This window comes from Enorma massiliensis phI, assembly GCF_000311845.1.
Taxonomy (GTDB): Bacteria; Actinomycetota; Coriobacteriia; order Coriobacteriales; family Coriobacteriaceae; genus Enorma; species Enorma massiliensis.
Genome location: NZ_HE978575.1, coordinates 225,811 through 249,404, shown reverse-complemented (window position 1 = coordinate 249,404; position 23,594 = coordinate 225,811). Strand labels below are relative to the sequence as shown.

Below are 23,594 nucleotides of genomic sequence, written 5' to 3'. Positions count from 1 at the left end.
GCCGCGCATCTCCCCTCGCGGCGTAGCGCCAAATTGGCGTCCGGGAAGTTAGACCGTGAACTTCTCCGGGGTGTTCTGCGGCGTGAGCTGCATAACCATGGGCACGCCCATGGCCTGGATCTCGGCGAATGCGTCGAGGTCGCCCTGGTCGCAGTTGATGTTGAGGCCGAACTTCTTGACGCTATCCATCGTGGTCATGTTGCCCACGATAATCTCGTCGAGCTTCACGCCGGCCTTGAGCAGGCGTAGATAGGTCTCGGGCTTCTTGGCCACGATGAACAGACGCTGAGCGTCATACTTGCCAGCGTTGATGTTGGCAGCGGCCTTCTCCACGGGAAGCACGGAGAGCTTGCAGGTGGCGGGAGTCGCCATGCGCAGCACCTGCTTCTGGGTGGCGTCCTCAGCCACCTGATCGTCGACGACCATGAAGCGGCTCACCTGACGGGCGTTGGCCCACAGGTTCGCAACCTGGCCGTGAATCAGACGGAAATCGATACGAGCGCCTACGATCATGTTACTCAACTCCTTCTTTCTCAAGATGCCTGATGAGGGGCTCTGAGCGCAGGGAGATCGTGCTCTCGTACACGCCCTCGGTTTCGAACAAAACGAGCTCGTTCACGCCGGCGCGCGTGAAGCCGTGGGGAACATAGAGCGTCATGATGGGGCCAACTTCCCAGAAGCGCCCGACGTTCACCCCGTTCACGAACGCACAGCCCTTACCGAAGCCCGTCGTGTCGATGAAAGTATCGGCGGGTTCATCGAGATTGAACTCGAAGCGGTGGAAGGCGGGCTGGCCCTCCTCGAACCCAGCGGAATAATCGATACCAGAGATGTCGGTGAGCGGCAGGCAGCGCTGCTCCCAACCGGTGATGAAGTGAAGGTCAACGCAGACGCCCGTGCGGATGCCCTTGTGCTGCGTATCGGCCAGCAGCTTGTGGCCGTAACCCACGCGCCCCATGTTCTCCATGAGGATGTCCAGGCGGTTCTGCTCGGCGGGAAGCACGCACTTGATGTCCTCGCCGATATGTTCCTGGTACTGCGTGGCAACACAGGTGCCCTCGACGTACACCTTGGCGCGGTCGCGGCCGTCGATCACGCGGATGCGCTCCTCGGCGTTCGGCGCGGTATCGCGCTCAATCTGCGTCGTGTAGAGGGTATAGCCATAGCTCTGGCCTAGGTCCTCCATGGGCTGCGGATACTGAGAGGTAACGGGTTCGGAGAGGGCGTCGAGCACGTTGAAGAGGCTCACGCGCTCCTTGCACTTGATGCTCTCGACGGCGACGGCCTCCTTGATGAGGGGCTCGCCGGTCCAAGCGCTCGGGAAGAGCTCGCGCACCACATCGCGAAGCAGATACCACTTCTCGGTGGGATTGCCCTCCTCGTTGAGCGGCGCATCATAATCGTACGAAGTCACCTGATGGATATCGTGCGTATGGCGCGCGGAGCAGGCGTTCATGAAGGCGAAGTTGGTGCCGCCATGGAACATGTAGAGGTTGATACCGTTACCAACCTGGAGGCACTCGCGCACGCAATCGGCGAGGTCCTGGGCATCGCGGCGAATCACGTTCTCGCCCCAGCGATTGAACCAGCCATCCCAGAATTCCATGCACATGAGGGGCCAGTTCTTGCCATGCTCCTCATGGAAGGCCTTGAGGGCAGCGAGGTTCTCCGCGGAACGCGAACCGAAGTTGCCGGTTGCGAGCACGTCGTCATCGATGAGGGTGCCCGCGCGCAGGCAACCGCGCCACGGGCCGTCGGAGGTGCAGAGCGGTACATTCACGCCGCGCTCGACCATGAGGTCGCGGATGGCGCGCAGGTAGTCCTTATCCTCGCAGTACGAGCCGTACTCGTTCTCGATCTGCATCATGATGATGTTGCCACCATGCGTGATCTGGCGCTCCACCAGGATGGGCATGAGGTGATCGTAGTAGCTCGCAACGTGTGCCAGGAAGGCGGGGTCGTTCGCACGGACGCGCATGGAGCGCTCGGGCAGCAGCCACGCGGGTAGGCCGCCCCACTCCCACTCGGCGCAGATGAAGGGGCTGGGACGCACGATGGCCCAAAGGCCAAGCTCGGCAGCCTCGTCGAGGAAGCGCGCGAGGTCCTTGATGCCGGCGAAATCGAATACACCGGGCTCGGGCTCGTGCATGTTCCACGGCACGTAGGTCTCAACCGTGTTGAAACCCATGGCCTTCAGGTTATAGAGGGAATGGTGCCAATCGGTGGGATGGACACGCGTGTAGTGGATCGAACCAGAGAGGATCGTGAAAGGTTCCCCATCAAGTAGGAACTCATTGCTGATCTCAAAGGTGTGCATGACCCTCCCAACGGCAAGCGAATCGACCAAGGCGCAGACCGGGCTTGATTCTTGCGGTCCCTTCGCCTTCACGGCACCCTGTCGGCGTGACAGATTGGTGCCTCAGGTAGACCAGTATAACCACATTCTCACCACAAAAATTGAAAACTTATGAAGCGCCTGCGAACGGTTGGTTTTTGCCCATGAGCGGTAAATCTTTATTTCCGCAGGTAAATTGGTATGAGAAAGGTGGTACTCATTTCTGATACAAGTGCATCGTATTTCGAGGTGGTTACAACCACTTAACCAGTATGTATACCAGTGGAAACGTGATTCTCAGCGCTCCACCCTCACCTCTCCATGACGCATAGTATGAAGCTTCCGTGAACGGTCGTCTTCGTCCGGCCAGCGGTCCCCAGAATCGCAACGCTTTCGAGACGCGTTTGAAACACACGCCCTTTCGCCCCCACTCCCCGCAAGACCGGCATTCTTCGGACTGCAAGCCGGTGCAGGTGCGCTATGCTACTCATGCGCACATACTCATATTGCATCCGTCGCATCGTTTGAGTGGCTGCATCGTAAAAGCGGTGGGCGGGGGTTGGAGGCTGTTGTCATGATCGAGTCGCAACCGTTCGGAACCCTTCCAACCGGAGATTCCGCAACGTTGTACCTATTGAGCAACGGCCAGATCACCGTGCGCGTGACCGACCTGGGAGCGACTATCATGGGCATCGATGCACCGGGGTCGCAAGGCGAACTCGCCGATATCGTGCTCGGCTACGATGATGCGGCGGCATATTATCCCAACACACCCTATTTCTTCGGTGCGACCGTTGGCCCGAGCGCCAACCGCGTTTTCCGCGGAGAGGTGCCCATCGACGGCACGGTTTACTACCTGCCGCGCAACGAGGGCAGCAACAACCTGCACACCGACCACGCCTGCGGGCTGCACGCGCTCATCTGGGACGCAGATGTTAACGAAGACACATGCGCGATAACGTTCACCCGCGCTGTCGACGACGGTGCCTACGGGCTTCCCGGAAACCGCACGTTCACGGTGCGCTACGCGCTCGACGGGATGCGACTCTTGGCCGACTACACCGCCACCACCGACACGGCGACGTTTTTCAACCTCACGAACCACACGTATTTCAATATGTCGGGAGCGGGCTCGGGCTCGGTCCACGGCCAGCAACTACAGATTGCCGCGGAACGCTATCTGCCCATCGACGCGACCTCGATACCCACCGGCGAGCTCCGGCCCGTTGAGGGCACACCCTTCGACTTCCGTGCACCCAAGCTCATTGGGAAGGATATCGCCGGCAACGACGAACAGCTCGCGCTCGCCCATGGCTATGACCACTGCTTCTGCATCGATGGCTATACGTCGAACGCCGCGGATGGAGGCTCTGCCCGCTTCGCGGTGCGCGCCCTGGACCCCGTGAGCGGACGCGGCATGGAGGTTTGGACCTCGCTTCCCGGCATGCAGCTCTATACCGGCAACTTCCTCGATGAAGATCACGGTAAAGGCGATTGCACGTACCGCGTGCAGGAGGGATTCGCGTTGGAACCGCAATTCTACCCTGCAACGCCCTCGCATCCGTCCTTCCCGCAAGCGATCTTCGATGAGGCGCACCCCTATCGCGCGCACAACGAATATCGCTTCTTCACTGCATAGCGGGGCGCACACGGTGCCCTGGTAGCGCACGCGGTACCGCGGCCGCGCGACCTCACGGCGCGCGCGGCACCGAGCCTCACGAGCAAGGCAACGGGCTCGCTTCGCCCACAGCCCGCCCCATGGCATCGACAAGCCGTCCCCTGTTATATGTATTCGCCACCATCGTTAGCATCAGCCTCAGGAAAGGGAGGAACCAATGTCTTCACCAACAACGCCGCTCGTAGACCGCTTTGCTGAGCACTTCGGCAACACCGGCAACCCCCTGCTTTCCGTGACCGTGCCCGCACGGTCCGAGATCGCTGGCAACCATACCGACCATGAGGGCGGCGACGTCATCGGCGGCGCGCTCGACGCGCGCATCGAAGCCGTCTGCGCGCTTAACGGCACCGGCACCGCCCGTATCGAGAGCGTAGGCTACGGCGGCTTCGAGATTGACCTCTCCGACCTCGCCGTACAGGCCTCCGAGCAGGAAACGACCGCCTCGCTCGCCCGCGGCATGGCCTCCGAGCTCGCCGCGACCGGGCGTACGCCCCAGGGCTTCGACCTCATCATGCAGAGCTCCATCCCCTCCGGCAGCGGCCTCTCGTCCTCCGCAGCCGTGGAGCTCGCCTTCGGTCGCGCGATGGAGGCGCTCTGGGAGGGCGCGGCGATCGATGCCGTGACGCTCGCCAAGATGGCCCAGCGCACCGAGAACAACTACTTCGGCAAGCCCTGCGGCCTGCTCGACCAGCTTGCGGAGGCACTCGGCGGCCTCGCCCACATGAGCTTCGCCGACCCCGAGACCCCTGCCACCGAAAAGCTCGCCTTCGACTTCGAAGACAAGGGCTATGCGCTCGTGCTGGTAAACGTGGGCAGCGACCACAGCGCCCTGACCGGCGAGTACGCCGCCGTCCCCGCCGAGATGAAGCAGATTGCCGCCGTCTTTGGCAAGGAGCGTCTGTGCGAGGTTGATCCTGCTGCCTTCGACAGCGAGGTCGTACGCCTGCGCCGCGAGCTGGGCGACCGCCCGGTGCTGCGCGCCCTGCACTATTGGCGCGAGAACGACCTCGTGCTCAAGCGCTGGAACGCCCTCCAGGCTGGTGATATCGACGCATTCCTGGAGCTCACGCGCGAGTCCGGAGCCAGCTCCGCCATGTTCCTACAGAACGTGTCTGTAGGAGGCGCGCCCGAGCAGTCCGCTATGGTCGCGCTGGGCCTTGCCGAGCGCCTGCTCGAGGGCCGCGGCGCCTGCCGCATCCACGGCGGCGGCTTCGGCGGCAGCATCCAGGCTTTCGTTCCCGTCGAGCGCGTTGACGCCTTCCTTGCCGGCATGGATAGCTGGTTCGGCGAGGGCGCTTCCCGTCATTACCGCATCGTGCCCGAAGGAGCTGCATACGCATGGCTGTAAACAATGCTCAGGCCGTCGCAGGCGAACAGACTACCGCGCAGGCCCCCTCGCTCGCTCAAGACATCGAAGCGCTCGTGCGCTATGCCGTAGCGAACGGGCTCTTGGCCCCCGAAGATGAGACGTGGGCCTATAACGCCGTGCTCGAGTGCGTGGGCGCCACCGGCCCAGGCGCTCCGCATGCGGCCGAGATGCTCGCCGACCAATACGCGCTTGCCCCCACGCGCGACCTTGCCGACCCCGAAGGCATCCTCGAGTTCGAGCTACCCGCAACCGATGGCTTCGATCTTGAGGCGGTCATCGAGCGCATCGCTGCCGCAGGCGTTGCGAACGGGCGCGAGGAAGATACGCCATCGGGCGCCGATCGCATCGCCACCCGCGTGATGGACCTTGTCATGCCGCGTCCCTCCGAGGTAAGCGCCACCTTCGCCGCGCTCTATGACGAAGACGGTGCCGAGGCAGCGACCGACTGGTTCTACCGCATGTGCTGCGACGCGCGCTATGTGCGCACGGCGGCCATTGCGAAAAACATCGGCTGGACCTCTCCCACGCAGTGGGGCGACCTGGAGATTACCATCAACCTCTCCAAGCCCGAGAAGGACCCGAAGGCCATCGCGGCGGCCGGCGCCGCCCCTGCGACGGGCGATGTCTATCCCGCCTGCCAGCTCTGCATGGAAAACGAAGGCTACCGCGGCCGCGGCGCGGGCGAGGCCAACGGCGCGCATCCCGCTCGCCAGAACCTGCGCATCGTGCCCATCACGCTCGGTGGCGAGCATTGGGGCCTGCAGTACAGCCCGTACGCGTACTTCAACGAGCACTGCATCGCCATGAGCGCCGAACACCGGCTCATGCACGTTGACCGCGAGAACATGGGGCGCTTGCTCGACTTCGTGGACCTGTTCCCCCACTACTTCGTGGGCTCGAACGCCGACCTCCCCATCGTGGGCGGCTCGATTCTCTCGCATGATCACTTCCAGGGCGGGCGGCACGTCTTCCCCATGATGAAAGCCCAGGTTGCTTCCACATTCTCTATGGACCGGTTCCCTCACGTTGAGTGCTCGGTTGTGCGCTGGCCGCTCAGCGTGCTCAAACTCGCGGCGCGCGACCGCGAGCAGTTGCTCGATGCTGCGGCGCACGTGCTCGATGTGTGGCGCGACTGGTCCGATGAGGCTGTAGGCGTAGTTGCGGAGAGCAACGGCGAGCGCCACAACACCATCACCCCCGTCGCATGCCGCGAGGGCGGGAACTACGTGCTCTACCTTGCGCTTCGCTGCAATGTCACCACCGACGAGCACCCGCTGGGCGTGTTCCACCCGCATGCGGAGTGGCACCACATCAAGAAGGAGAACATCGGCCTCATCGAGGTCATGGGCCTGGCGATTCTACCTCCCCGCTTGGTTGACGAGCTCGGGGCTGTGGAGCAGCACCTCGTTGAGCTTTCGGGGGAGCCCGCCGCGCTGGCCAAGGCGCTCGAGGCAGACGCCCTTTCCGCCCCGCACGCCGCATGGGCACTCGAGCTTGCTGAGGCCCACGGGCCGATAACCGCGGACACCGTGGAGGACGTCGTGCGCGCGGGCGTGGGCGAGGTCTTCGGCCATGTGCTCGAAGATGCCGGCGTCTACAAGTGGGACGACGAGGGTCGTGCGGCGCAGCAGCGCTTCATCGACGCGCTGTAAGCTGGCCTGTCGGCTGCGCAGGTGCGGCCGACCTTCCGCAACAGAGGATCTTCACTCGATTTCTTTCGGGCGCTTTTTCGCATTCTGTGCCGGTTTTTTCTCTCAGAGCTGCGTAAAAGCGCCCGAAGATTGCCGCGCCGGCACAATCCCGCTGCCGCTTTGTCCATAGCTTTTGGATTTCTATGCGAGCGACCTTGCGCTGTGGGCGGTTTCCACGTATTATTGTCGTTCGCAGGCGCTTTGCGCCGTGCATGTGGCCGCCAGCATAGCTCAGTTGGTAGAGCACCGCTCTCGTAAAGCGGGGGTCATCGGTTCGAGTCCGATTGCTGGCTCCATTGAATATTGCAGCCCGGGTAGGTAGCCTATCCGGGCTGTTTTGTTTTTATGGTGCTCAGATGACCCGCGCGTTGCCGGGCGACTTTTGGACATGTAATTCGTTCTCGGGCGTGATCTGGACGCTCAGACCCCTCAAAATGGCGAATTGTCGCCCGAAAACCCCGGCAATGTCCGGATTAGGCCCGGAAACGCAGGGCGCGCCCGAATCCCGCCCGGCAAGCAAACTCGGCAAACAAAAGGGACCGGAGCGACAACGGCTCCGGTCCCTCAAACTATCTTCCTATCGCAACAGACCGTACGCTGTAATGCTCACTACGCGTAAACGCCATAGAGACGGATATTCGCGTTGGCGAAGAGCCCGTTAGCGAAGTCTGTCCACGTGGTCGTATATCCCGACATCTGGTTGCTGTACTCCTGGTACGCCACATAGTACGCGGTAACAGCCTGCTCATAGGTAGCGGTATCGCCGGTAAAGGCATCGCCGAGCGCCACATAGTAGGAGCCGTCCGTAGACGCCCATGTGTTGTTCCCGGAATCCCACTCATCGCCCGCAAGGTCGATGATGTACTGGGCATATTCGGCCGATGACGTTGAGGTGTCGCCATTCTCAGGGGTGGTGGGCTCGGTCGGAGCCGTAGCGGTCGACGCCTCCGGAACAACCTGGCTGTAGAGTTTCTGAATGAGCGCGCGCTCGCGGACGATCTCTTTTGCCTGGTCCTCGGTGACGCCGTACTGGGTGGCGAGCGTCGCGTAGTCGGAGCTTCCCAGCATGGACTCGGCAAACTGGTCCATCTCGTCATCCGAGACCTCGATGCCGCGCGATTCCGCCTCGCTCACGAGGATATTGTTGCGGACCGTGGAGATGATGGTCTCGGCCGAGGGAACGCTGTACGTGCCGTCGCTGTTCTGCGCGGACTCGAGACTGTACTCGCTCTCGATGGCGCTGCGCACGGTGATATCGTGCGACGCCCCGTTGTAGGTATAGGACGCGATCACCGTGTCGAGCTGGTCCTCGCCCACCGTCGCCGTGCCGGTACCCGTGCCGCCGAACCCGCCGCTTCCGATCACGTAGCCGATCACCGCAGCAACCACGGCAACGATGATAAGGGCCGCCACGCCGCCGATCTTCACGCCACGCGGCACGTTGGCGAGCACGCCCGTATGAGCAGGCTCGTCATCGCCGGCATCGTGCAGCTCGTCGTCTCCGGGCTCGCCGTCGGCATCGTCACCATCGTCGCCGCCATCGCCACCGTCGCCCGAGGCGGGCTCGCGGCCGCCTTCGTCGTCAAGACCGTCGGCATCGATGCCTTCGACCTGGGCATCCTGCACCTCATCGTCACCAGATGCGATATCTTCTGCAGATGCACCAGAAACAAGCTCTACCGGGTTCTCAGGCAGATCATCCGGCACATCCGAGCGCTCGATAACCTCGATGCCCTCAATGACCTCGTGCTCCGATTCATCCTTCTTAAGAATCAAACCCATGAGTCCAACCTCTCTGATAACCAGCGAACAGCTCCATGGAGCCAGCAGCTTTTGCGCATGCGCGAAACGATATGGCACGCAGCAGCCCTACGAGAAACCACGCAGCATCCTGTTTAGGATACCGCCGTCGCCCGCCCTACGCGCCTTGGGCTTTACTTAACCCGATAATTGATAAACCCGGCCCGTGCGGTCGCTCGAGCCGGGTTCAATCGCCCATTCCTAAAGGTGCGCAATAACGGCGTCGGCGTATGCCTGCGTGCCCGCCGCCCCCTCGGTGCTTCCCGTGAGCGCACGGCGCACGTCTGCCGTCACCACAGCACCTTCGGCAAGCGTCGCGCGCACGGCAGCGCGAATCTGCTCGGCAGCCTCCGTTTCGCCCAGATGCTCGAGCATCATGGCCGCCGAGAGAATCTCAGCGGTGGGATTGGCGATGTCTTGCCCTGCGATATCCGGCGCCGAGCCATGCGTGGCCTCGAATATCGCACAAGAGGTACCGATGTTCGCACCGGGAGCCATGCCAAGCCCGCCAACGAGCCCCGCGCACAGATCGGACACGATGTCGCCGTAGAGGTTCGGCAGCACGAGCACGTCGAAATTCGACGGATCCTGCACGAGGCCCATGCACGCCGCGTCGACGATCTTGTCTTCGAAGGCGATGGAGGGATGCTCCGACGCAACCTCGCGCACCGTGCGCAGAAACAGGCCGTCGGTCGCCTTCATGATGTTCGCCTTATGGACTGCCGTGACCTTGCGCCTGCCGCAGCGCTCGGCATACTCAAACGCCGCCTCGGCGATGGCGCGCGAGCCCGCCTCGGAAATCGGCTTGATCGAGATGGCCGAGTCTGCCCTGAAGGGGCGCAGGCCCGCCTGGTCTACGAGGCCGGCGAGCGCAGCGACCTCGGGGGCGCCGGGATCGAATTCGATACCGGCATAGAGGTCCTCGGTATTCTCGCGGAAGATAACGAGGTCGACATCGTGGTAGCGCGAGCCGTCTCCAGGAAGCGAAAGGCACGGACGCACGCAGGCATAGAGGTTGAACGCATGGCGCAGGGCCACGTTGACGCTGCGAAAACCCGTGCCAATCGGTGTGGTGATGGGCCCCTTGATGGCTACGCCCACCTTGGACACCGCGTCCAGCACGCGCTGGGGCAGAGGCGTCCCATACTCGTCCATAACGCCCGCGCCAGCCTGCTCAACGTGCCAGGTAATGGAGGCGCCGGTCGCCTCGACCACGCGGCGCATCGCCTCGGTGATCTCGGGGCCAATGCCATCGCCGGGTATGAGCACCACGTCGTGCGCCATGGGCTACTCCTCCTCGTCCTCGACATCGTCCTTCTGGACGCGTGCCTTCTTCTTGGGCGCATCGAGCTTGAAGCGCTTGACGAGCATGTCGTAAATCTCGCGCGAGCGCGCCTTGAGATAGGCGCCCTTGCCGTTCTCGGCATCGAAATGCAGGCGCGCGGCGAGTTCCTCCGCAACATCGCCCGCGATCTTGCCCTCGGCGAAAACATACAGGTAGCCGAGCATGTCACGGTACTCAAGGTCGCCGTGATAGCACTGGATGGCCTCGTCTACGATCGGCCACACCTTCTTGGAGCGGCCGCGCTCGGTGGCACCCCACGTGCAGAGCATCTTGAATGCCGAGAGCCTGAGCGTCGCAGAGAGCTCGTCGAAAAGGGCGGTCTCGGCTCCCTCGTACGCTGCACCGATCTCCTTCGCGTGCTCGGGCACGAGCACGGTGAGCGCGTCGAGAATCTCCCAGCGCGTCTGCGCCTCGGGGCGATAGAGCGCGTCGATCATCTCGGAGATGTACGGGGCGAGCAGCTCGGGCTCATGCTGGGCGAGCAGTGCAGCAACGCGCGCGGAGAACTGGCGCGTGCGCCGGCTCGAGCTTCCCAGATCGTCGATAAGCGCTGCGAGCGCCGTGTTGTCCTTCTCGATGCGCGCCAGCGTGGCGAGCTCCTGCGGATCGAGTTCCTGCGCGGTGATATCTGCCATTCGAACCTACCTCTTCTTACGTGTGCCCTTGCGCGCGGCATGCCCTGAGCCCTGCGAGGCTCCTTGACCGGCATCGGATTCCTGCGCGACCGAAATCATATCCGGCGCCGCCTTTCCCTTGTGGCGGGCGCGCCGTGTAGCCTCGCCGCTCCCCCGAGCGGCGCGAGCGCGATGGCCCTTGTTGACGTTAAAGAACCGATCGAACTTCTTCCATGGACCGCTCGACTCGCCGAACCCCATCTTAAGGCCGGTGAAGCACCCTGCGAGGAACCCCAGCGGCGCCGAACACAGCAGCGGAATGAGGGTGAGAACCGCTGTCGCAACGATGCAGGCAACGAACGCGATGAGGTTGTACACCCAATACTCGCGCGAGGTCGCGGCTCTCTCCCCCGCATACGTGCCCACGGTAAACCCCAGGTAGATGCTGAAAATGAAGACGAGAACGAACGCGATGATGAAGGCGGGATCGGTCATGCGCGCCTACTTCCCATGGTGCCCATGGCAGCACTCATGGCCCTCGCCGTGATCGTGATGCCCGTGACCTTCGCCATGGCAGCACTCGTGATCGCCATCATGATGGTGCCCATGGCAGCACTCGTGCTCGCCTTCGCCGTGGTCGTGGCCGCAGCCGCACTCGTCGCCATGCTCATGGTCGTGGCCGCAGCCGCACTCGTCACCATGCTCGTGTGCATTCGTGTAGAGCGACCAATCGAGGCCGGCGGCAACCGCATCGCCCTCCTCCTGATAGAGAAGGGTAATTGCCTGCGTGCCCAGCTCGGCGCCACCGATAGCGTCGAGCATGTCGTAGAGGGCGTACGCGGTATCGGCACCGGGAAGGGCGATCTCCTTCTCCTCGGCCTCCTCGAGCGCCAAACGGATGTCCTTGATGAAGTGCTTCACCATGAAGCCCGGCTTCCAATCGCCGTCGAGCGCCTTGGGCGCAAGGGAGTCCATAGCGCCCGATGCTCCCGTGCCGGTCAAGATCATCTTACGGGCCTGCTCCAAGTCGAGGCCGCTCTGCTGCGCGAGCGAGAGCGCGTCTGCCATGCCAACCATGGAGGATGCAAGCGCGATCTGGTTGGCAAGCTTGGCCGACTGGCCCTTGCCCGCACCGCCGAAGCAGAAGATGCGCGCGGTGAAGGTCTCCAGCAGCGCACGGACCGGTTCGATGTCGCGCTCGGTCGCGCCCGCGATGGCCGTGAGCGTGCCGGCGATGGCACCGGACTCGCCGCCCGTCACAGGGCAGTCGAACGCCATGCGGTCGCTCACCGCTGCAGCCTCGGCGATATCGCGCGCAAGCGCGGGCGAGCTCGTGGTGAGGTCGATGAGAACGGCACCGGGCTTGGAGGCCGCGAGCAGGCCGTCGCTCGACAGGTAGAGCTCCTCGACATCCTCGGGATATCCCACCATCGTGAAGACGACATCCGCATCGCGCACCGCCTCTGCGGGCGAGGCTGCCCACACGGCGCCTCGCTCGACGAGCGGCTGCGCCTTGGCTTCGGTGCGGTTGTAGACCGTGAGCGGGTAGCCAGCATCCATGATGTGGCCCGCGATGGGCGCGCCCATGATGCCCGTTCCTATAAACGCGACGCGCTGCTTGGTTTCTGCCATGTTAATCTCTCCTATCAGATGACCCGTTTTGACCCCGTTCCAAAATGAGTCGTTTTGAACCCGTCCCAAAATGGATCAAATGGATCGTTCCTTACCCACGGACCTTCTTGGCGATACGGTCCGTGAGCGATGCCTTGTCGGCGCGGTTCTTCCCCCAGAAAATGACGGCAACCATACCCGGACCCACGTGCGCGCCGATGGTTGGGCCCACGGCACCCCGAATGATGGTGAGGTCGGCGCAGCCCGGCTCCTTGCGGATCGCCGACTCCAGCCAGTCGCCGTCTTTCTCGCAATCGGAGGTGACGATGGTCATGGGCAGGTTCGGATCGAGGACGTAGTTCTCCTTGAAGGCCTTCACGAGCGATTTGAGCGCTTTCTTGCGCCCACGGTTGACGCCGGTGAGGGTCAGCGAGCCGGAAAGATCGAACGACAGGTTTGCCTTGATATCGAGCTTGCTGGAAATCTGCGCCGCCGCCGGAGGAATGCGACCGCCCGCCGCAAGGGAGTCGAGGCTATCGAGGGTGAAGTAGCCGTGCACGTAGGTCTTGGACTCGTTCGCCCACTCGGCGAGCTGAGCGGCTGAGAGGCCCGCCGCGCGCTGGCGCACCGCCTCGAGCACCAAGAGCTCACCGCACGCACAGGGAAGCGCGTTGTCGACCACGTAGAGCTCGAAATCGGGGTACTTCTCGCGCACCTCGTCAGCCGCGATGCACGCGTGCTCGTAGCTCGAGGAGAGCGCAGAGGTGAAGGCGAGGTACACCGTCGGCGTCCCCTCTTCCGCGCACTCGGTGAAGTACTCGAGGTACCGACCGACCGAGATGGCCGCGGTCGATGCCTTCACGCCGCTGCGAATCTGGTCGTAGAACCACTTAGGCGTCATCGAGGTCCAGATGTCGTCGGCCTTCTCGACGCCGTCGAGAATATAGGGAAAGCCCAGGATATCGACATCGAGGGTCGCGGCGATCTCGGGGGTGAGGTCGCTGCAGGTGTCGACCGCAATACGGCAGCGGTTCTTGTACCCTTCGGACGCGGCAGTGCTCATCGACAAGCCTTTCTCAAAAAAGGCGGCTGCCCCGCATGGACAGCCGCCCGCCTTTACGCATGCAGTAGACGTATTTTACTCGTCTAAGCTCTCAATTTTCGGCTTGATGATGCCATATCCACCATTCTTACGGTGATACACCACATTGATGAGGCCCGTCGTGGCATTTTCGAACACATAGAAGTCGTGTCCGATGAGGTCGGTCTGCACGAGCGCTTCCTCTTCGGTCATAGGGGTGATGTCGATGACCTTCTCGCGCACGAGCAGATCGTCTTCCTCTTCGGGCAGAAGCAAGTCGGCAAGATCGTCGACGGGCGGCACCGGCGCAACCTCGGCTGCCGAGGGACCCTGCTGGCGGTTGTCGACCACCTTCGTCTTGAACTTGCGCAACTGGCGCGTGACCTTATCGGCCGCAAGGTCGATGGCGGCATACATATCCGCCCCGTGCTCGGCCACACGAATCACCGAGCCTCTCGCACGAACAGTGACCTCCACGATCGCAGGCTCGGGAATCGAGGGGTTCTTCTCGTAACGGAGAACGACGTCGGCCGTCATGGGCTCGATATCGAATACCTTGAGCGCCTCGCCGACTTTCTCTTCAACACGTGCACGCAGAGCATCAGTTACCGTGGTCTTACGTCCCGAGACCGTGATATCCATATGTGCTCCTATCTATCCGGGGACAGTACGTATGATGTTTGTACCCAATCGGAGCGCGGACATCACATGCGCCATTGAGGCTGCGGAACGCGCCGTTCATCGAAATGAGCGCAGCGCGCACGGGCACATACGCTAGACGCCGTACGGAATGCACGCTTGAACTCGGCGCTAATCGAGGCTGTTGATATCCTCCGTGATCGTTGGCTCGCCGTCCGAGGAGGCGGACTCATCATCGGACGCGCTCTCGCTCGTAGCCAGGGTGACGCCCGAGATGACCTCGCTCGAAAGGCTCAGCGGCACCGGGCCATACCATACTTGGTGAATCGCATCGAGCGTACCATCGGTCGCGAGGGCATCGAGCGCATTATTCACCTCATCGGCTAGGTCGGACGACGACGAGAGGTATGCGATGCCGTACGAGGTCGACGAGCTGATGGTGCCCGCGAAGAACACGCCTTCGTACGAACGGGCGAGGTAACCGCCCGCGGTGGCGTCGCACGCAACGTAATCGACCTCGCCCGCGGCAAGGGCCTCGAAGCACTCGTTCACATTGCTGTAGGTGCTAGACGCCACGACGCTCACGCGAGCGAGCGCCTCCTGCGAAGCGGAGCCGTCCTGCACGCCCACGCGGGCCGACGTGAGGTCGGACGCAGACACCGTCGTCGACGCCGCACTCGTGGAACCCGTATTGATGCCGAAGATCGCGGTCGCGTTTTGCAGGACCTCGCCCTCGGTCGAGATGTCGCCGGACTCGTCGCTGGCGGTGGCGCCTAGGTAGATATCGGCCTCGCCGCCCTCGAGCGCGCTCGAGGGCGAGGTGGCGTTCACGAAGGACACCTTGAGTCCCATGTTCTCGGCAAGCGCAGTCGCGACATCGATGTCGTAGCCTACGAGCTCGCCATCCGTGCCCGTGATGACCTGCGGAGCGTCGGACGTATCGAGAGCGACGGTGAGCGTGCCGGCCTGGACGAGCTCGGAATCGGCAATCGCCTGAGCGGGTGTCTCGTCTACCGCCTCATCGAGCGACGGCGTGGCAAGCGAGCAGCCCCCCAGACCAAACGCGAGCGCGAGGGCGGCAACCCCCGCCGCAGCCCGTGCAAGCCTCGACTTCAATCCATCCACCATCGCGCGATCCTCTTCATCCCACGCGCCGGAATCGGCGCCAACCCTATGAGCTCCGCTCGCCACGAAAGCAAGCGGTCCTTTTGCGATGTCCTCCAGCTGACCTGGTCTTTTCCCCCACACCTGCGCACTGGAACGTTTGCTCAGCCACCGCGATGGCATCACGACTTGTCCGCTCGCCCGCGGGGCGGAATTGCCCCTAGAAACGGACGGTGCGACTTACCTCTAGGACGCGCCATGATCGCACGCATGCGCACACGCGTGCTTACGTGGGTCCCTTTGACCGCGTCTGTCATGGACTAGGATGCGCGCGGCGCACCCGCAACCACAGCCTGGGAGGACGAGGGGAATTATACAACACGGGCGCTTAGCGTGGGGTTTCGCGGCACTAAACAGGGCTGCGATGCGAAGCCGGGCGCAGGGCAGGCGGGCAGGCGGAGCCGGGCTTGAGGCGTTGTCGGGCGAGATTTGGACATCATGGGCGTTGTCGGGCGAGATTTGGACGCTCAGAGCCTCCCAGATGGCAAATTATCGCCCGAAAACGAATCGAGTGTCCAAATGTCGCCCGACAACGCCGACAGTGTCCGTATGTCGCCCGAAGACGAGCGGAGCGTCCGGAATGCGCCCGAAAGCGGCGCAGCGCGGCGCGCTCTCACCAGACACGGGCAAATGCTAGAGCATCAACGCGCGCGGCGCCGGCCTGCAGCAAGCTTGCTCGGGCGGCACGCAACGTTGCACCGGTGGTGATGACGTCGTCAAGTAAAAGGAGGCGCTTGCCCGCAACCGGCTCGACCACCTCGTACAAACCCTGCGCCTGCTTTTGACGCTCCGCACGACCAAGAGCGCGCTGATCGCCCTTGCCGTGTTTAAGCAGCGCATCGAGCACCGGCTTTTCCGCCATGTACGCAAACGTCGAAGCGACGAGCTCCATATGGTCGAACCCTCGGCGCGAAAACGCCGCGGCCGTCACAGGCACGAACACGATGGCGTCGGCAGCGGAGAGCAGGCCTCCGTACCGTTCGGGCGCCGCAGCCTCAGCATGCTCGGCAGCATCCAGCATGAGCTCGGCGATGGGCTGGGCGAGACGCCGCTCGCCAGCATCTTTGTACGCTCGGACGATGCGCGGCACAGGGTCCTCGAATACCGTTGCCGCAAGCGTTCTCCCCAAAGGCTCACACGCAGGCGCGCAGGCATGCAAACCGGAAGGCGCGTCGGATGCCGCGAAGGCGCCATCGCCCGCGCATTCCGTGCAGAGCACATCGCCGAATGGCGCGCCGCAGCGCGTGCATGCATGCACCGGATCGATAGGCGTTATGCGCGCGATGCAACCGTCGCATAAGAGAGTACCGGGGCGCTCGCATCCGGCACAGCGCGTCGGCGAGATGACCTCGAGGGCGGCCTCGCGCATGCGTTGCCGCCATGTCGGCACGGCAGCCTCGCGGTGCGCATCTTCCATGGGCAGCACCCCCCCCTCGCCTCAAACGCTCTATGAAGAAGCCGGGCCGAAACCCCTCAATTGACGGATTCCGGCCCGGCTGGTTTCCGCTAGTCCTCAGACGCGGGAGGCTGTGAGCCCGGCGCCGAGCCCTTCGGCTTACGCGGCCTGCGGCGGCGACGCTTCTTGGGCGCCTGCCCCTCGCCATCCGCAGCGCCATCGCGGGCGGTGTCTGCCTTTGGCCGCTCCTGACCAGCAACACCGTTCCTGCGAGCTCCGCCGCCGTCACCGGGGCGCCGGCGCGACACCTTCACATCGCCGTCCGCAACCTGGCTGGCCACCGAGGGAACATCGGGCTTTTGCGGCGTCTGCTTCGCCGCGTCGCCCCGCGCCTCTGCTCGCGGCGCCGAAGCCGAACGATGACGACGGCGCGTGCGCCCTGCCCCTTGTCCGGAACTCTCAGAAGAAGCCTCCCCGGCATCCCGATGGCTCTCGCGCGCCGCGGCGCTCAGGAATGCGCTCTCGCGCTCCTCGCTCGAGAGATGCCTACGGCGACGGCGCGAACCTCCCTGGCCGGAACCGCTCTGGGCCTGCCCGGCAGCGCCCTGCCCGCCATCACCGGGGCGACGCGACGGCGCGGCCTTGGCGGAACGGGCGCCGCGTCCCTGCTTTTCGCCGCGCGACACCTGGCCAGCCTGGCCATCGCCGCGCTCTCCACGACGGCGACGGCGCGAGGTGCCGCCATCGATCACGATGCGGTCGGCGCTCGAAAGGCCATCGCCCACATCGAGGCCGTTCTCGCGGTCGAGCTCCATAAGCGCCAACGCGATATCAGGGCTCTCGAGCTTCTCGAGCACGCTGCGCGTCACGCAATCCGGACGGCACGCGCACCCCTGTTCCTCAGATTTCTTCTTAGCCGCATCGGAGCAGGTCATGTCGGCCAGGTCCACGCGGAACACCTTGCCGCTTTCCAGGCGCAGAATGAGCTGTTCACGCGGGGTATCGTATTCCTGGATGCGAGCCTTGCCGAGCGGTGTATCGATAACCGCCTTCTTCTTGGGAGCGCGGCCCTTGAAGTCCTTGTACGCTTCAAACTCATAGCGCAGGCAGCACATGAGGCGACCGCATACACCCGAGATCTTCGCCGAGTTAAGCGGAAGGTCCTGCTCCTTGGCCATACGGATGCTCACCGGCTCGAACTGGCCCCCGAAGCGCGCGCAGCAGAGCTCCTGCCCGCAATGCGCGATGCCTCCCACGAGGCGCGTCTCGTCGCGGACGCCGATTTGGCGCATGTCGACGCGTGTGTGGAAGCGCGCGGAAAGGTCCTTCACGAGCTGGCGGAAGTCCACGCGGTCCTCGGCGGCGAAGTAGAAGACGGCCTTCTCTCCCCCGAAGAGATACTCCACCCCCACCGGTTTCATGTCGAGGTCGTCCTGCTTCACAAGATCACGGAAACCGTGCATGGCCTCCTCGCCGCGGCGAGCGAGCTCATCGGCTCGGTCAAGGTCGGCATCGGTGGCTATGCGCAGCACCGGCTTGAGCGGCGCGCGGAGCGCCGATTCCTCCACCTCGAAGGGATCGGCGGTAACGAGGCCAATCTCCTGGCCGCGCTCGGTCGAGCAGATGGCGTAGTCTGCCTCGATGATGTCAAGACCTTGCGGATCGAACCACAGGTCTCGCGAGGCAAACGGGAATTTTACGGGAACTACGACGGGCATGAGAGGGCCTTCCTGATATCGAAGAGCATGACCTCGAGGGCCAGCTGAGGGGTAACGTTCCTGGCAATGGCGCGCTCAGCGGAAGAGACGGCGTCGAGCGCCTGAACGATTGCAGCCGGGTGCGCCGTCGCGGCGATCCTCTCGACGATCGAGCGGACGTCCGCGTTCACGATGCCGCCCGGCGCGCCTTCGAGCTCGATGAGCACGTCGCGCAGCAGCAAGCGGGCACAAGCCAGCACTTCCATGATACCCGAACGCTCGCGCGCGTTGAGCTCGCGCTTGTTGCGGTCTTCCAGATGCTTCAGCGCACCGCGGCTCAGGAAGTCCGCATCGCGCTCGAGCACGGCCTTTTGCGTCGACTGAACCTCGGCAAGCGGGGCTTTCACCGCAACGACGAGTGCCTTCGCCGACGCGAGAACGTCTGCCTCGTCGGCATGGGCAAGCGAGTCGATGGCGCGCAACATCTCGCGACGTGCCTGCTGGCGCTCGGCGCTCTTGAGAAACGCACGCGCCCGGGTGGGGCTTCCCGCGATGGCGACCGCCATACGGCAACGCTCCTGCGGCAGTCCCGTTGACCGTGCGACGAAGTTCGCCGCGTCCACTGGAGAGATCATGCGGAACGGAACGCATTGGCAGCGAGAGACGATCGTGGGCAAGATGGTCTCGCTCGAGGTGCCAAGCAGGATGAACGTGACGCCCTTAGGCGGCTCTTCGAGCGTTTTAAGCAGCGCGTTTGCCGAACTCGCCCGCAACTGCTCCGCGCGGTCGAGAATATACACCTTGCATGTGGCGCGGATGGGTGCGAGCAGCACGTCGTCGAGCAGGTCTCGAACCTGCGAGATGAGATAGCCCGTCGCGCTTTCGGGTGCGAAATAGTGCACGTCGGGATGCGTGTGCCGAGCCACGCGCACGCAGGCATCGCACGAACCGCAGCCGGAATCTTCGCAGATGAGGGCCTGTGCAAGCGCCCATGCGGCATCGAGCTTGCCCGATCCGGGAGAGCCGAGGAAGAGGTAGGCATGCGAGGTGCGGCCGGCCTCGACGGCACGCGCCAAGAAGTCGCGCACGCGCGGCTGCGTGTCGAGCTGCGCAAGCAGCGAGCGTTGGTTGTCCAGCACGGCGGCGGGCATGGCGGCTCCCCAGCTTGAAGACGTAACGGTCTGGCCCGCGATGCATCCGACGTGTTCTCCGACATCTCGGCTATCTGCGATGCGAGCCGTGTCGATTATCATACCCCGACCGGCCCGCTCACGTCTTGCCCGCGCTGCTCCCAGGAACGTGTCCTCCGGCACTACACAGCGCGTCTTCGGGCGGCTTTCCGCCATGCGGCACGTTCTCGGGCGATATCCGGACGCTGGGCGCGTCTTCGGGCGCCATTCGGACATTCCCGGCGTCTTCGAGCGGAATATCGCCACGTTATGCGCCCTCAATGTCCAAACCTCGCCCGAAAACACCCTCAGTGTCCAATTGTTGCCCGAGAACGAGGGCGCGAACGTCGGCATGGATTGCGTCGATACCGCGGCTGGCGTCGACAAGACGAACCCGCTCAGACTCTGCGGCAGCAATTGCGCGGAAGCCGGCCGCCACGCGCTCCTGGTAGGCAAGCCCCTTGGCTTCCATGCGGTCCTGGGCGCGGTCGCGCGCGGCTGCACGAGCAGCGGCCTTGGCTGGGTCGATATCGAAAACGAGCGTGAGATCCGGGTGGCATGCGCCAACGGCGAGCGCGTTAGCCCGCTGCACTGCACCGAGATCCATCCCGTTGGCATAGCCCTGGTAGGCGGTCGTGGAATCATAGAAGCGGTCGCACACCACGATGCGCCCCTGAGCAAGAGCGGGAGCAACCACCTCGTGAACGAGCTGAGCGCGCGCCGCCTCGTACAGCAGGAGCTCGCAGGTGTCGCTCATCGCTGCGTGCGCCGGATCGAGCAGGAGCTCGCGTATTTTCTCCGATATGGTCACGCCACCCGGCTCACGCAGGAGCAGCACGTCGTAGCCCGCGCGCTCGAGGTCCTCAGCCAGAAGCTTCGCCTGCGTGGATTTGCCGCACCCATCGATGCCCTCAAGCGTGATGAAGCGGGGCATGGCGGGCTGCTCCGGAAAACTCGCTGCTGCCGACGGTTCTGCAGCCAGCGATTCCGCTGCCAGCGGCCCTGCAGCCAGCGGCTCTGCTGCCGTCGGCTCCGCGGCCAGCGGCTCCACGCCCGCCGGCTCCCCGCTCGCGCAAAGGGCCTCAGCGACCGCAGGCCCGGTTGGCTCGACAATCTCCTCCGCCATTAATTCCCCCACTCAAACGAGCCGGCGTTGGTGCCCACGATCGAGTCATCGTCGAATGCATACACGTACACGAGTTGCACGCCGTCCGCGTAGCTACCGATCTCGTACGGCCACAGCGCCACGACGATACCGTTCTCGTCCGCGTAGAACCGTTCCTCATCGATGAGGGTGTTGAGCGATTCCTCATCGGTGCTCAGCGTGCCATTGGGCTGCGCGGCAATGTAATCGAGCACCGCGCTGACCGCAGCGCTCTTCAGCTCATCGAGCGAAACGCCCGTCGCCGTCTCGATCCCCACCTGCTGGCCCGTGTCCAAATCGTAGAACGTGCCCGTCACGCTCTCGGTGCCGTGCGCGCCGCCGGTAAAGCCGCTTCGATCGCTCCGCACGCACACAATCGTTCCCTCGTGGTACGTCACGGTATCGCGGTGCACCTGTATCTGCACCTCGCCCGATTCGAACGTCCACGATTGCGCGTTGGCGACGTCCTGGTCAAACGATTCCTTAAGTTGGGCATTCAGCGAATCGAGCGCCGGGGTCGTGGAGCCGTCTGCCAGCGTGAACTGCGGGTAGCACCACGTCGAGGTGGCCTCCCACTCCATCCCCTCCCCCTGTGAAGAGGTGTAGGTCACGTCCTCCTCGACGATCTCGTAATCGTAGGAGGCGTCCCCCTTGGCGGCATCGACGGCGTCGAGCGCATCGCCTGCTCCCTCCTGGAGCTCCGCGAACGTATCCTCCGTCGCCGCGCGCAGGTCCTCGCCGTAGAGCGTCTCACACTCATCGTCGTCCGTGGATTCCGCCTCGACGGCGTTGTTGAAGAGCGCGAGGTCGTAATGGGTCGTGTGGTCAAGGTCGTCCTCGAAGTCGTTCCACTCCTCCTCGGTAGCGCTCTCCCCGTCGAGCGTGTAGGTCACGGAATTCTCACCGGTGTCGTAATTGAAGAACGAATCGCGCACGGCGATCGCATCGAGCGTCTCGCTCACCTGCGAGAAGTAGCCCGTGTACTCGTCGATCAGACTCGCGTTATCGACCTGCATGTCGTACCACACGGCGCAGATCACCGGCAGGTCATTATACTCATAGAGATCGAGGAAGTACGCACCGCCATTCGTGTACGGAGCATTGCCCTCGTAAACTTGCACGAGTTCGCCGTCTTGGTAATCCCAAACCTCGACGGGGTAGACCTCGCCGGCACTCGCGGCGTCCGTGCCGATCTGCACAGCGTTATATGAGACGAGGAGCTCGTTCAAGCCGTCGTCATCGAAGTCGATGAGCTTCGCGAGGGCGAGCCCCGTCATGGCAGTCATCTGGCCGTCGTAGAGATTCGTCGTGCCCGCGGGGCCATAGGCATCGATGAGCTCTTGGCACTTCAGGTAGTAGTGCGCGTAGGCGAGCTGCTCCTCGGTGAACTCTGCCTCGTCCTGTGCGTCCTCGCCATCTTGGCTCTCACCGTCTGAAGCGGGCTCATCGGATTCAGGTGCGGGCGGCGTGACTACGACCTCCGAATCGGCGTCGGGGTTATCGTGCTCATAATGGATGGGAATGCGCTGGTCGCTCGAGCTATCATCCGAAGAATCCGAGGGCTCGATAACGAGGTAGTAGTCGCCATCCGCGATATCGTCGCCGAAGTCTTCCATGGTAAAGCCGTTGTTGCCCGTTACGCGAATCTGCGCCACGGCATCGGCGATGCCGTCGTCTGCGCTCGTGCGATCCTGGCGGTCAGCCGTGCGCTCGACAAGGCTCACGACATACGAGGTGAGCTCGTTGCCCTCGGCGTCGCGCGGGCGAATACGCGTAACCACCGAGCACTGCACCGGGTCCGTCTGGCCGTAGGTCACGGTTGGGCCTGCGGCATCCAGAAAACGCGGCACGACGAACACGCACAATGCAACGACGGCCGCAAGCGCCAGCACCGCTATGCCCGCGATGAGCGCCACGGGCTTTTTCTTACGCGGCTCCGCGCCGGGAGCCGTCGCCGGCTGCGGGCCGGGTGTCTCAGCGGAAGCCGTTTGTGTGGGCGTCGCCTGCTGCGGGGGCTGCCGCCACGATACCTGCAGAGGACCGGCGGCATCGCCGGATGCGGCCGGCGCGGGGCTCTGGCCCAGCAAGGTGGTCGGCTCGTCCTCGGGCAGCTCGGACCACAGGGCGTCCTCGGCGGCAGCGGCGTCGGCGGCGGCCACCGCGCGCTCCGCTTCGTCGGTATCGGGTGCGGGCGGGAGCACCGTCGTCTCATCCTCGCTGGCATCATCGTCGATAACGAATACGCTCGTCTCGTCCTCGCTGGCGGCATCAGCAGCCGCTTCATCGGCGGAGAGAACGGTCGTCGGCGCATCGTTTGGGCCCTCATGGTCGTCCGCGCCCAGCACGGTTGTCGGCGTATCGCTCGCGGCATCGGTATCGAGCGGCGACGCGGCGACCTCTGCCACCGGCTCTTTCGCTGGCATCGGAGCCTCCCCTTCGACCGCGGGCTTTGCGGCTGCGGCATCCTCGACGAGAGCGGCATCGGCTTGCGCGGCAGGCGTGACGAAATCAGCCGACGCGACCTGCCCGGCAGGCGTGACCGGCGCAGCAGACTCGATTGGCGCAGCCTGCGCGGCGGACGCGGTGGGCACGGCCTGCTCGGCCGGCGCAGCCTGGTTTGCAGGTGCGGCTCCCACAGCCGATGCAGCCTCCGTACCAGCCGCCGGCTCCTCCGCCGGTTGCACGGGCTCATCCGCCTGCTCTGCCTGCTGCTTCTCGAGTTCGCTCCGGGGAATCACCTTCGTCACCGGAGCGCCGCATTGCGTGCAAAACTTCACATCGTCCGGCAATTTGCTGCCGCAATTCGTGCAGAACATCGCACCCTCCCGCCGTTATTCGCAAGATACGTACATGATACGCGA

Annotated in this window: 18 protein-coding genes and 1 tRNA gene; 4 read left to right on the top strand and 15 right to left on the bottom strand. The window is 63.8% G+C overall.

Annotated elements, in window-relative coordinates; genetic code table 11:
- Window positions 1-48: 48 nt before the first annotated feature.
- Both HGEM_RS07805 and HGEM_RS07800 read right to left on the bottom strand, forming a co-directional pair.
- Window positions 49-513, bottom strand: a complete 465-nt coding sequence (locus HGEM_RS07805; protein WP_019128870.1) for a PTS sugar transporter subunit IIB — start codon at window positions 511-513, stop codon at window positions 49-51.
- Between the two features lies 1 nt (window position 514).
- Entirely contained in the window at window positions 515-2,317 is a 1,803-nt protein-coding gene (locus HGEM_RS07800; protein WP_019128869.1) for a glycoside hydrolase family 35 protein, read from the bottom strand.
- Between the two features lie 592 nt (window positions 2,318-2,909).
- Between HGEM_RS07800 and HGEM_RS07790 the strand changes: the two genes are divergently transcribed.
- The 4 genes from HGEM_RS07790 to HGEM_RS07775 all read left to right on the top strand — a co-directional run bounded on the left by HGEM_RS07790 (window position 2,910) and on the right by HGEM_RS07775 (window position 7,369).
- Window positions 2,910-3,974, top strand: coding sequence for an aldose epimerase family protein (locus tag HGEM_RS07790; protein WP_019128868.1), 1,065 nt, complete (start codon window positions 2,910-2,912; stop codon window positions 3,972-3,974).
- A 196-nt stretch (window positions 3,975-4,170) separates the two neighbouring features.
- On the top strand, window positions 4,171-5,361 hold the full coding sequence (locus tag HGEM_RS07785) for a galactokinase (RefSeq protein ID WP_019128867.1): 1,191 nt from the start codon (window positions 4,171-4,173) through the stop codon (window positions 5,359-5,361).
- A complete protein-coding gene (locus tag HGEM_RS07780; RefSeq protein ID WP_019128866.1) occupies window positions 5,352-7,034 on the top strand; it encodes a UDP-glucose--hexose-1-phosphate uridylyltransferase in 1,683 nt (560 codons plus the stop codon). The genes HGEM_RS07785 and HGEM_RS07780 overlap by 10 nt, the downstream gene beginning before the upstream one ends.
- A 259-nt stretch (window positions 7,035-7,293) precedes the next feature.
- A tRNA-Thr gene (locus HGEM_RS07775) sits at window positions 7,294-7,369 on the top strand.
- A gap of 313 nt (window positions 7,370-7,682) precedes the next feature.
- On the opposite strand, the gene HGEM_RS07770 is transcribed toward HGEM_RS07775, so the two are convergent.
- The 13 genes from HGEM_RS07770 to HGEM_RS07710 form a co-directional block, all read right to left on the bottom strand.
- A complete protein-coding gene (locus HGEM_RS07770; RefSeq protein WP_019128865.1) occupies window positions 7,683-8,855 on the bottom strand; it encodes a hypothetical protein in 1,173 nt (390 codons plus the stop codon).
- 219 nt (window positions 8,856-9,074) lie between these two features.
- On the bottom strand, window positions 9,075-10,157 hold the full coding sequence (locus HGEM_RS07765) for an isocitrate/isopropylmalate dehydrogenase family protein (RefSeq protein WP_019128864.1): 1,083 nt from the start codon (window positions 10,155-10,157) through the stop codon (window positions 9,075-9,077).
- A gap of 3 nt (window positions 10,158-10,160) precedes the next feature.
- Complete coding sequence (locus HGEM_RS07760) at window positions 10,161-10,853, bottom strand: hypothetical protein (RefSeq protein ID WP_019128863.1); 693 nt, start codon at window positions 10,851-10,853, stop codon at window positions 10,161-10,163.
- Between the two features lie 6 nt (window positions 10,854-10,859).
- Window positions 10,860-11,327 (bottom strand): hypothetical protein, encoded by a 468-nt coding sequence (locus HGEM_RS07755; protein ID WP_019128862.1) that lies wholly within the window; start codon window positions 11,325-11,327, stop codon window positions 10,860-10,862.
- Window positions 11,328-11,333: 6 nt separating this feature from the next.
- Window positions 11,334-12,464, bottom strand: coding sequence for an NAD(P)-dependent oxidoreductase (locus HGEM_RS07750; protein ID WP_019128861.1), 1,131 nt, complete (start codon window positions 12,462-12,464; stop codon window positions 11,334-11,336).
- A gap of 91 nt (window positions 12,465-12,555) precedes the next feature.
- Window positions 12,556-13,506, bottom strand: coding sequence for a DegV family protein (locus HGEM_RS07745; RefSeq protein ID WP_019128860.1), 951 nt, complete (start codon window positions 13,504-13,506; stop codon window positions 12,556-12,558).
- A 75-nt stretch (window positions 13,507-13,581) separates the two neighbouring features.
- Complete coding sequence (gene hpf / locus HGEM_RS07740; RefSeq protein WP_019128859.1) at window positions 13,582-14,166, bottom strand: ribosome hibernation-promoting factor, HPF/YfiA family; 585 nt, start codon at window positions 14,164-14,166, stop codon at window positions 13,582-13,584.
- 168 nt (window positions 14,167-14,334) lie between these two features.
- Window positions 14,335-15,291, bottom strand: coding sequence for a substrate-binding periplasmic protein (locus HGEM_RS07735; protein ID WP_019128858.1), 957 nt, complete (start codon window positions 15,289-15,291; stop codon window positions 14,335-14,337).
- A 649-nt stretch (window positions 15,292-15,940) separates the two neighbouring features.
- Window positions 15,941-16,744 (bottom strand): ComF family protein, encoded by an 804-nt coding sequence (locus HGEM_RS07730; protein ID WP_035101594.1) that lies wholly within the window; start codon window positions 16,742-16,744, stop codon window positions 15,941-15,943.
- 89 nt (window positions 16,745-16,833) lie between these two features.
- Window positions 16,834-18,441, bottom strand: coding sequence for a regulatory iron-sulfur-containing complex subunit RicT (locus HGEM_RS07725; protein WP_019128856.1), 1,608 nt, complete (start codon window positions 18,439-18,441; stop codon window positions 16,834-16,836).
- Window positions 18,429-19,571 carry a DNA polymerase III subunit gene (locus HGEM_RS07720; RefSeq protein WP_035101592.1) on the bottom strand — a complete coding sequence of 381 codons (1,143 nt, stop codon included), beginning with the start codon at window positions 19,569-19,571 and terminating at the stop codon, window positions 18,429-18,431. Before HGEM_RS07720 ends, HGEM_RS07725 begins: the two co-directional genes overlap by 13 nt.
- Before the next feature lie 286 nt (window positions 19,572-19,857).
- Entirely contained in the window at window positions 19,858-20,715 is an 858-nt protein-coding gene (gene tmk, locus HGEM_RS07715; protein ID WP_019128854.1) for a dTMP kinase, read from the bottom strand.
- Complete coding sequence (locus HGEM_RS07710; protein WP_019128853.1) at window positions 20,715-23,549, bottom strand: zinc ribbon domain-containing protein; 2,835 nt, start codon at window positions 23,547-23,549, stop codon at window positions 20,715-20,717. The genes tmk and HGEM_RS07710 overlap by 1 nt, the downstream gene beginning before the upstream one ends.
- Between the last annotated feature and the right edge of the window lie 45 nt (window positions 23,550-23,594).

Bases quoted from the DNA above. Each gene is read 5' to 3' on its own strand.
- HGEM_RS07805 (WP_019128870.1), bottom strand. From the start codon at position 513: ATGATCGTAGGCGCTCGTATCGATTTCCGTCTGATTCACGGCCAGGTT.
- HGEM_RS07800 (WP_019128869.1), bottom strand. From the start codon at position 2,317: ATGCACACCTTTGAGATCAGCAATGAGTTCCTACTTGATGGGGAACCT.
- HGEM_RS07790 (WP_019128868.1), top strand. From the start codon at position 2,910: ATGATCGAGTCGCAACCGTTCGGAACCCTTCCAACCGGAGATTCCGCA.
- HGEM_RS07785 (WP_019128867.1), top strand. From the start codon at position 4,171: ATGTCTTCACCAACAACGCCGCTCGTAGACCGCTTTGCTGAGCACTTC.
- HGEM_RS07780 (WP_019128866.1), top strand. From the start codon at position 5,352: ATGGCTGTAAACAATGCTCAGGCCGTCGCAGGCGAACAGACTACCGCG.
- HGEM_RS07770 (WP_019128865.1), bottom strand. From the start codon at position 8,855: ATGGGTTTGATTCTTAAGAAGGATGAATCGGAGCACGAGGTCATTGAG.
- HGEM_RS07765 (WP_019128864.1), bottom strand. From the start codon at position 10,157: ATGGCGCACGACGTGGTGCTCATACCCGGCGATGGCATTGGCCCCGAG.
- HGEM_RS07760 (WP_019128863.1), bottom strand. From the start codon at position 10,853: ATGGCAGATATCACCGCGCAGGAACTCGATCCGCAGGAGCTCGCCACG.
- HGEM_RS07755 (WP_019128862.1), bottom strand. From the start codon at position 11,327: ATGACCGATCCCGCCTTCATCATCGCGTTCGTTCTCGTCTTCATTTTC.
- HGEM_RS07750 (WP_019128861.1), bottom strand. From the start codon at position 12,464: ATGGCAGAAACCAAGCAGCGCGTCGCGTTTATAGGAACGGGCATCATG.
- HGEM_RS07745 (WP_019128860.1), bottom strand. From the start codon at position 13,506: ATGAGCACTGCCGCGTCCGAAGGGTACAAGAACCGCTGCCGTATTGCG.
- hpf (WP_019128859.1), bottom strand. From the start codon at position 14,166: ATGGATATCACGGTCTCGGGACGTAAGACCACGGTAACTGATGCTCTG.
- HGEM_RS07735 (WP_019128858.1), bottom strand. From the start codon at position 15,291: ATGGTGGATGGATTGAAGTCGAGGCTTGCACGGGCTGCGGCGGGGGTT.
- HGEM_RS07730 (WP_035101594.1), bottom strand. From the start codon at position 16,744: ATGGAAGATGCGCACCGCGAGGCTGCCGTGCCGACATGGCGGCAACGC.
- HGEM_RS07725 (WP_019128856.1), bottom strand. From the start codon at position 18,441: ATGCCCGTCGTAGTTCCCGTAAAATTCCCGTTTGCCTCGCGAGACCTG.
- HGEM_RS07720 (WP_035101592.1), bottom strand. From the start codon at position 19,571: ATGCCCGCCGCCGTGCTGGACAACCAACGCTCGCTGCTTGCGCAGCTC.
- tmk (WP_019128854.1), bottom strand. From the start codon at position 20,715: ATGGCGGAGGAGATTGTCGAGCCAACCGGGCCTGCGGTCGCTGAGGCC.
- HGEM_RS07710 (WP_019128853.1), bottom strand. From the start codon at position 23,549: ATGTTCTGCACGAATTGCGGCAGCAAATTGCCGGACGATGTGAAGTTT.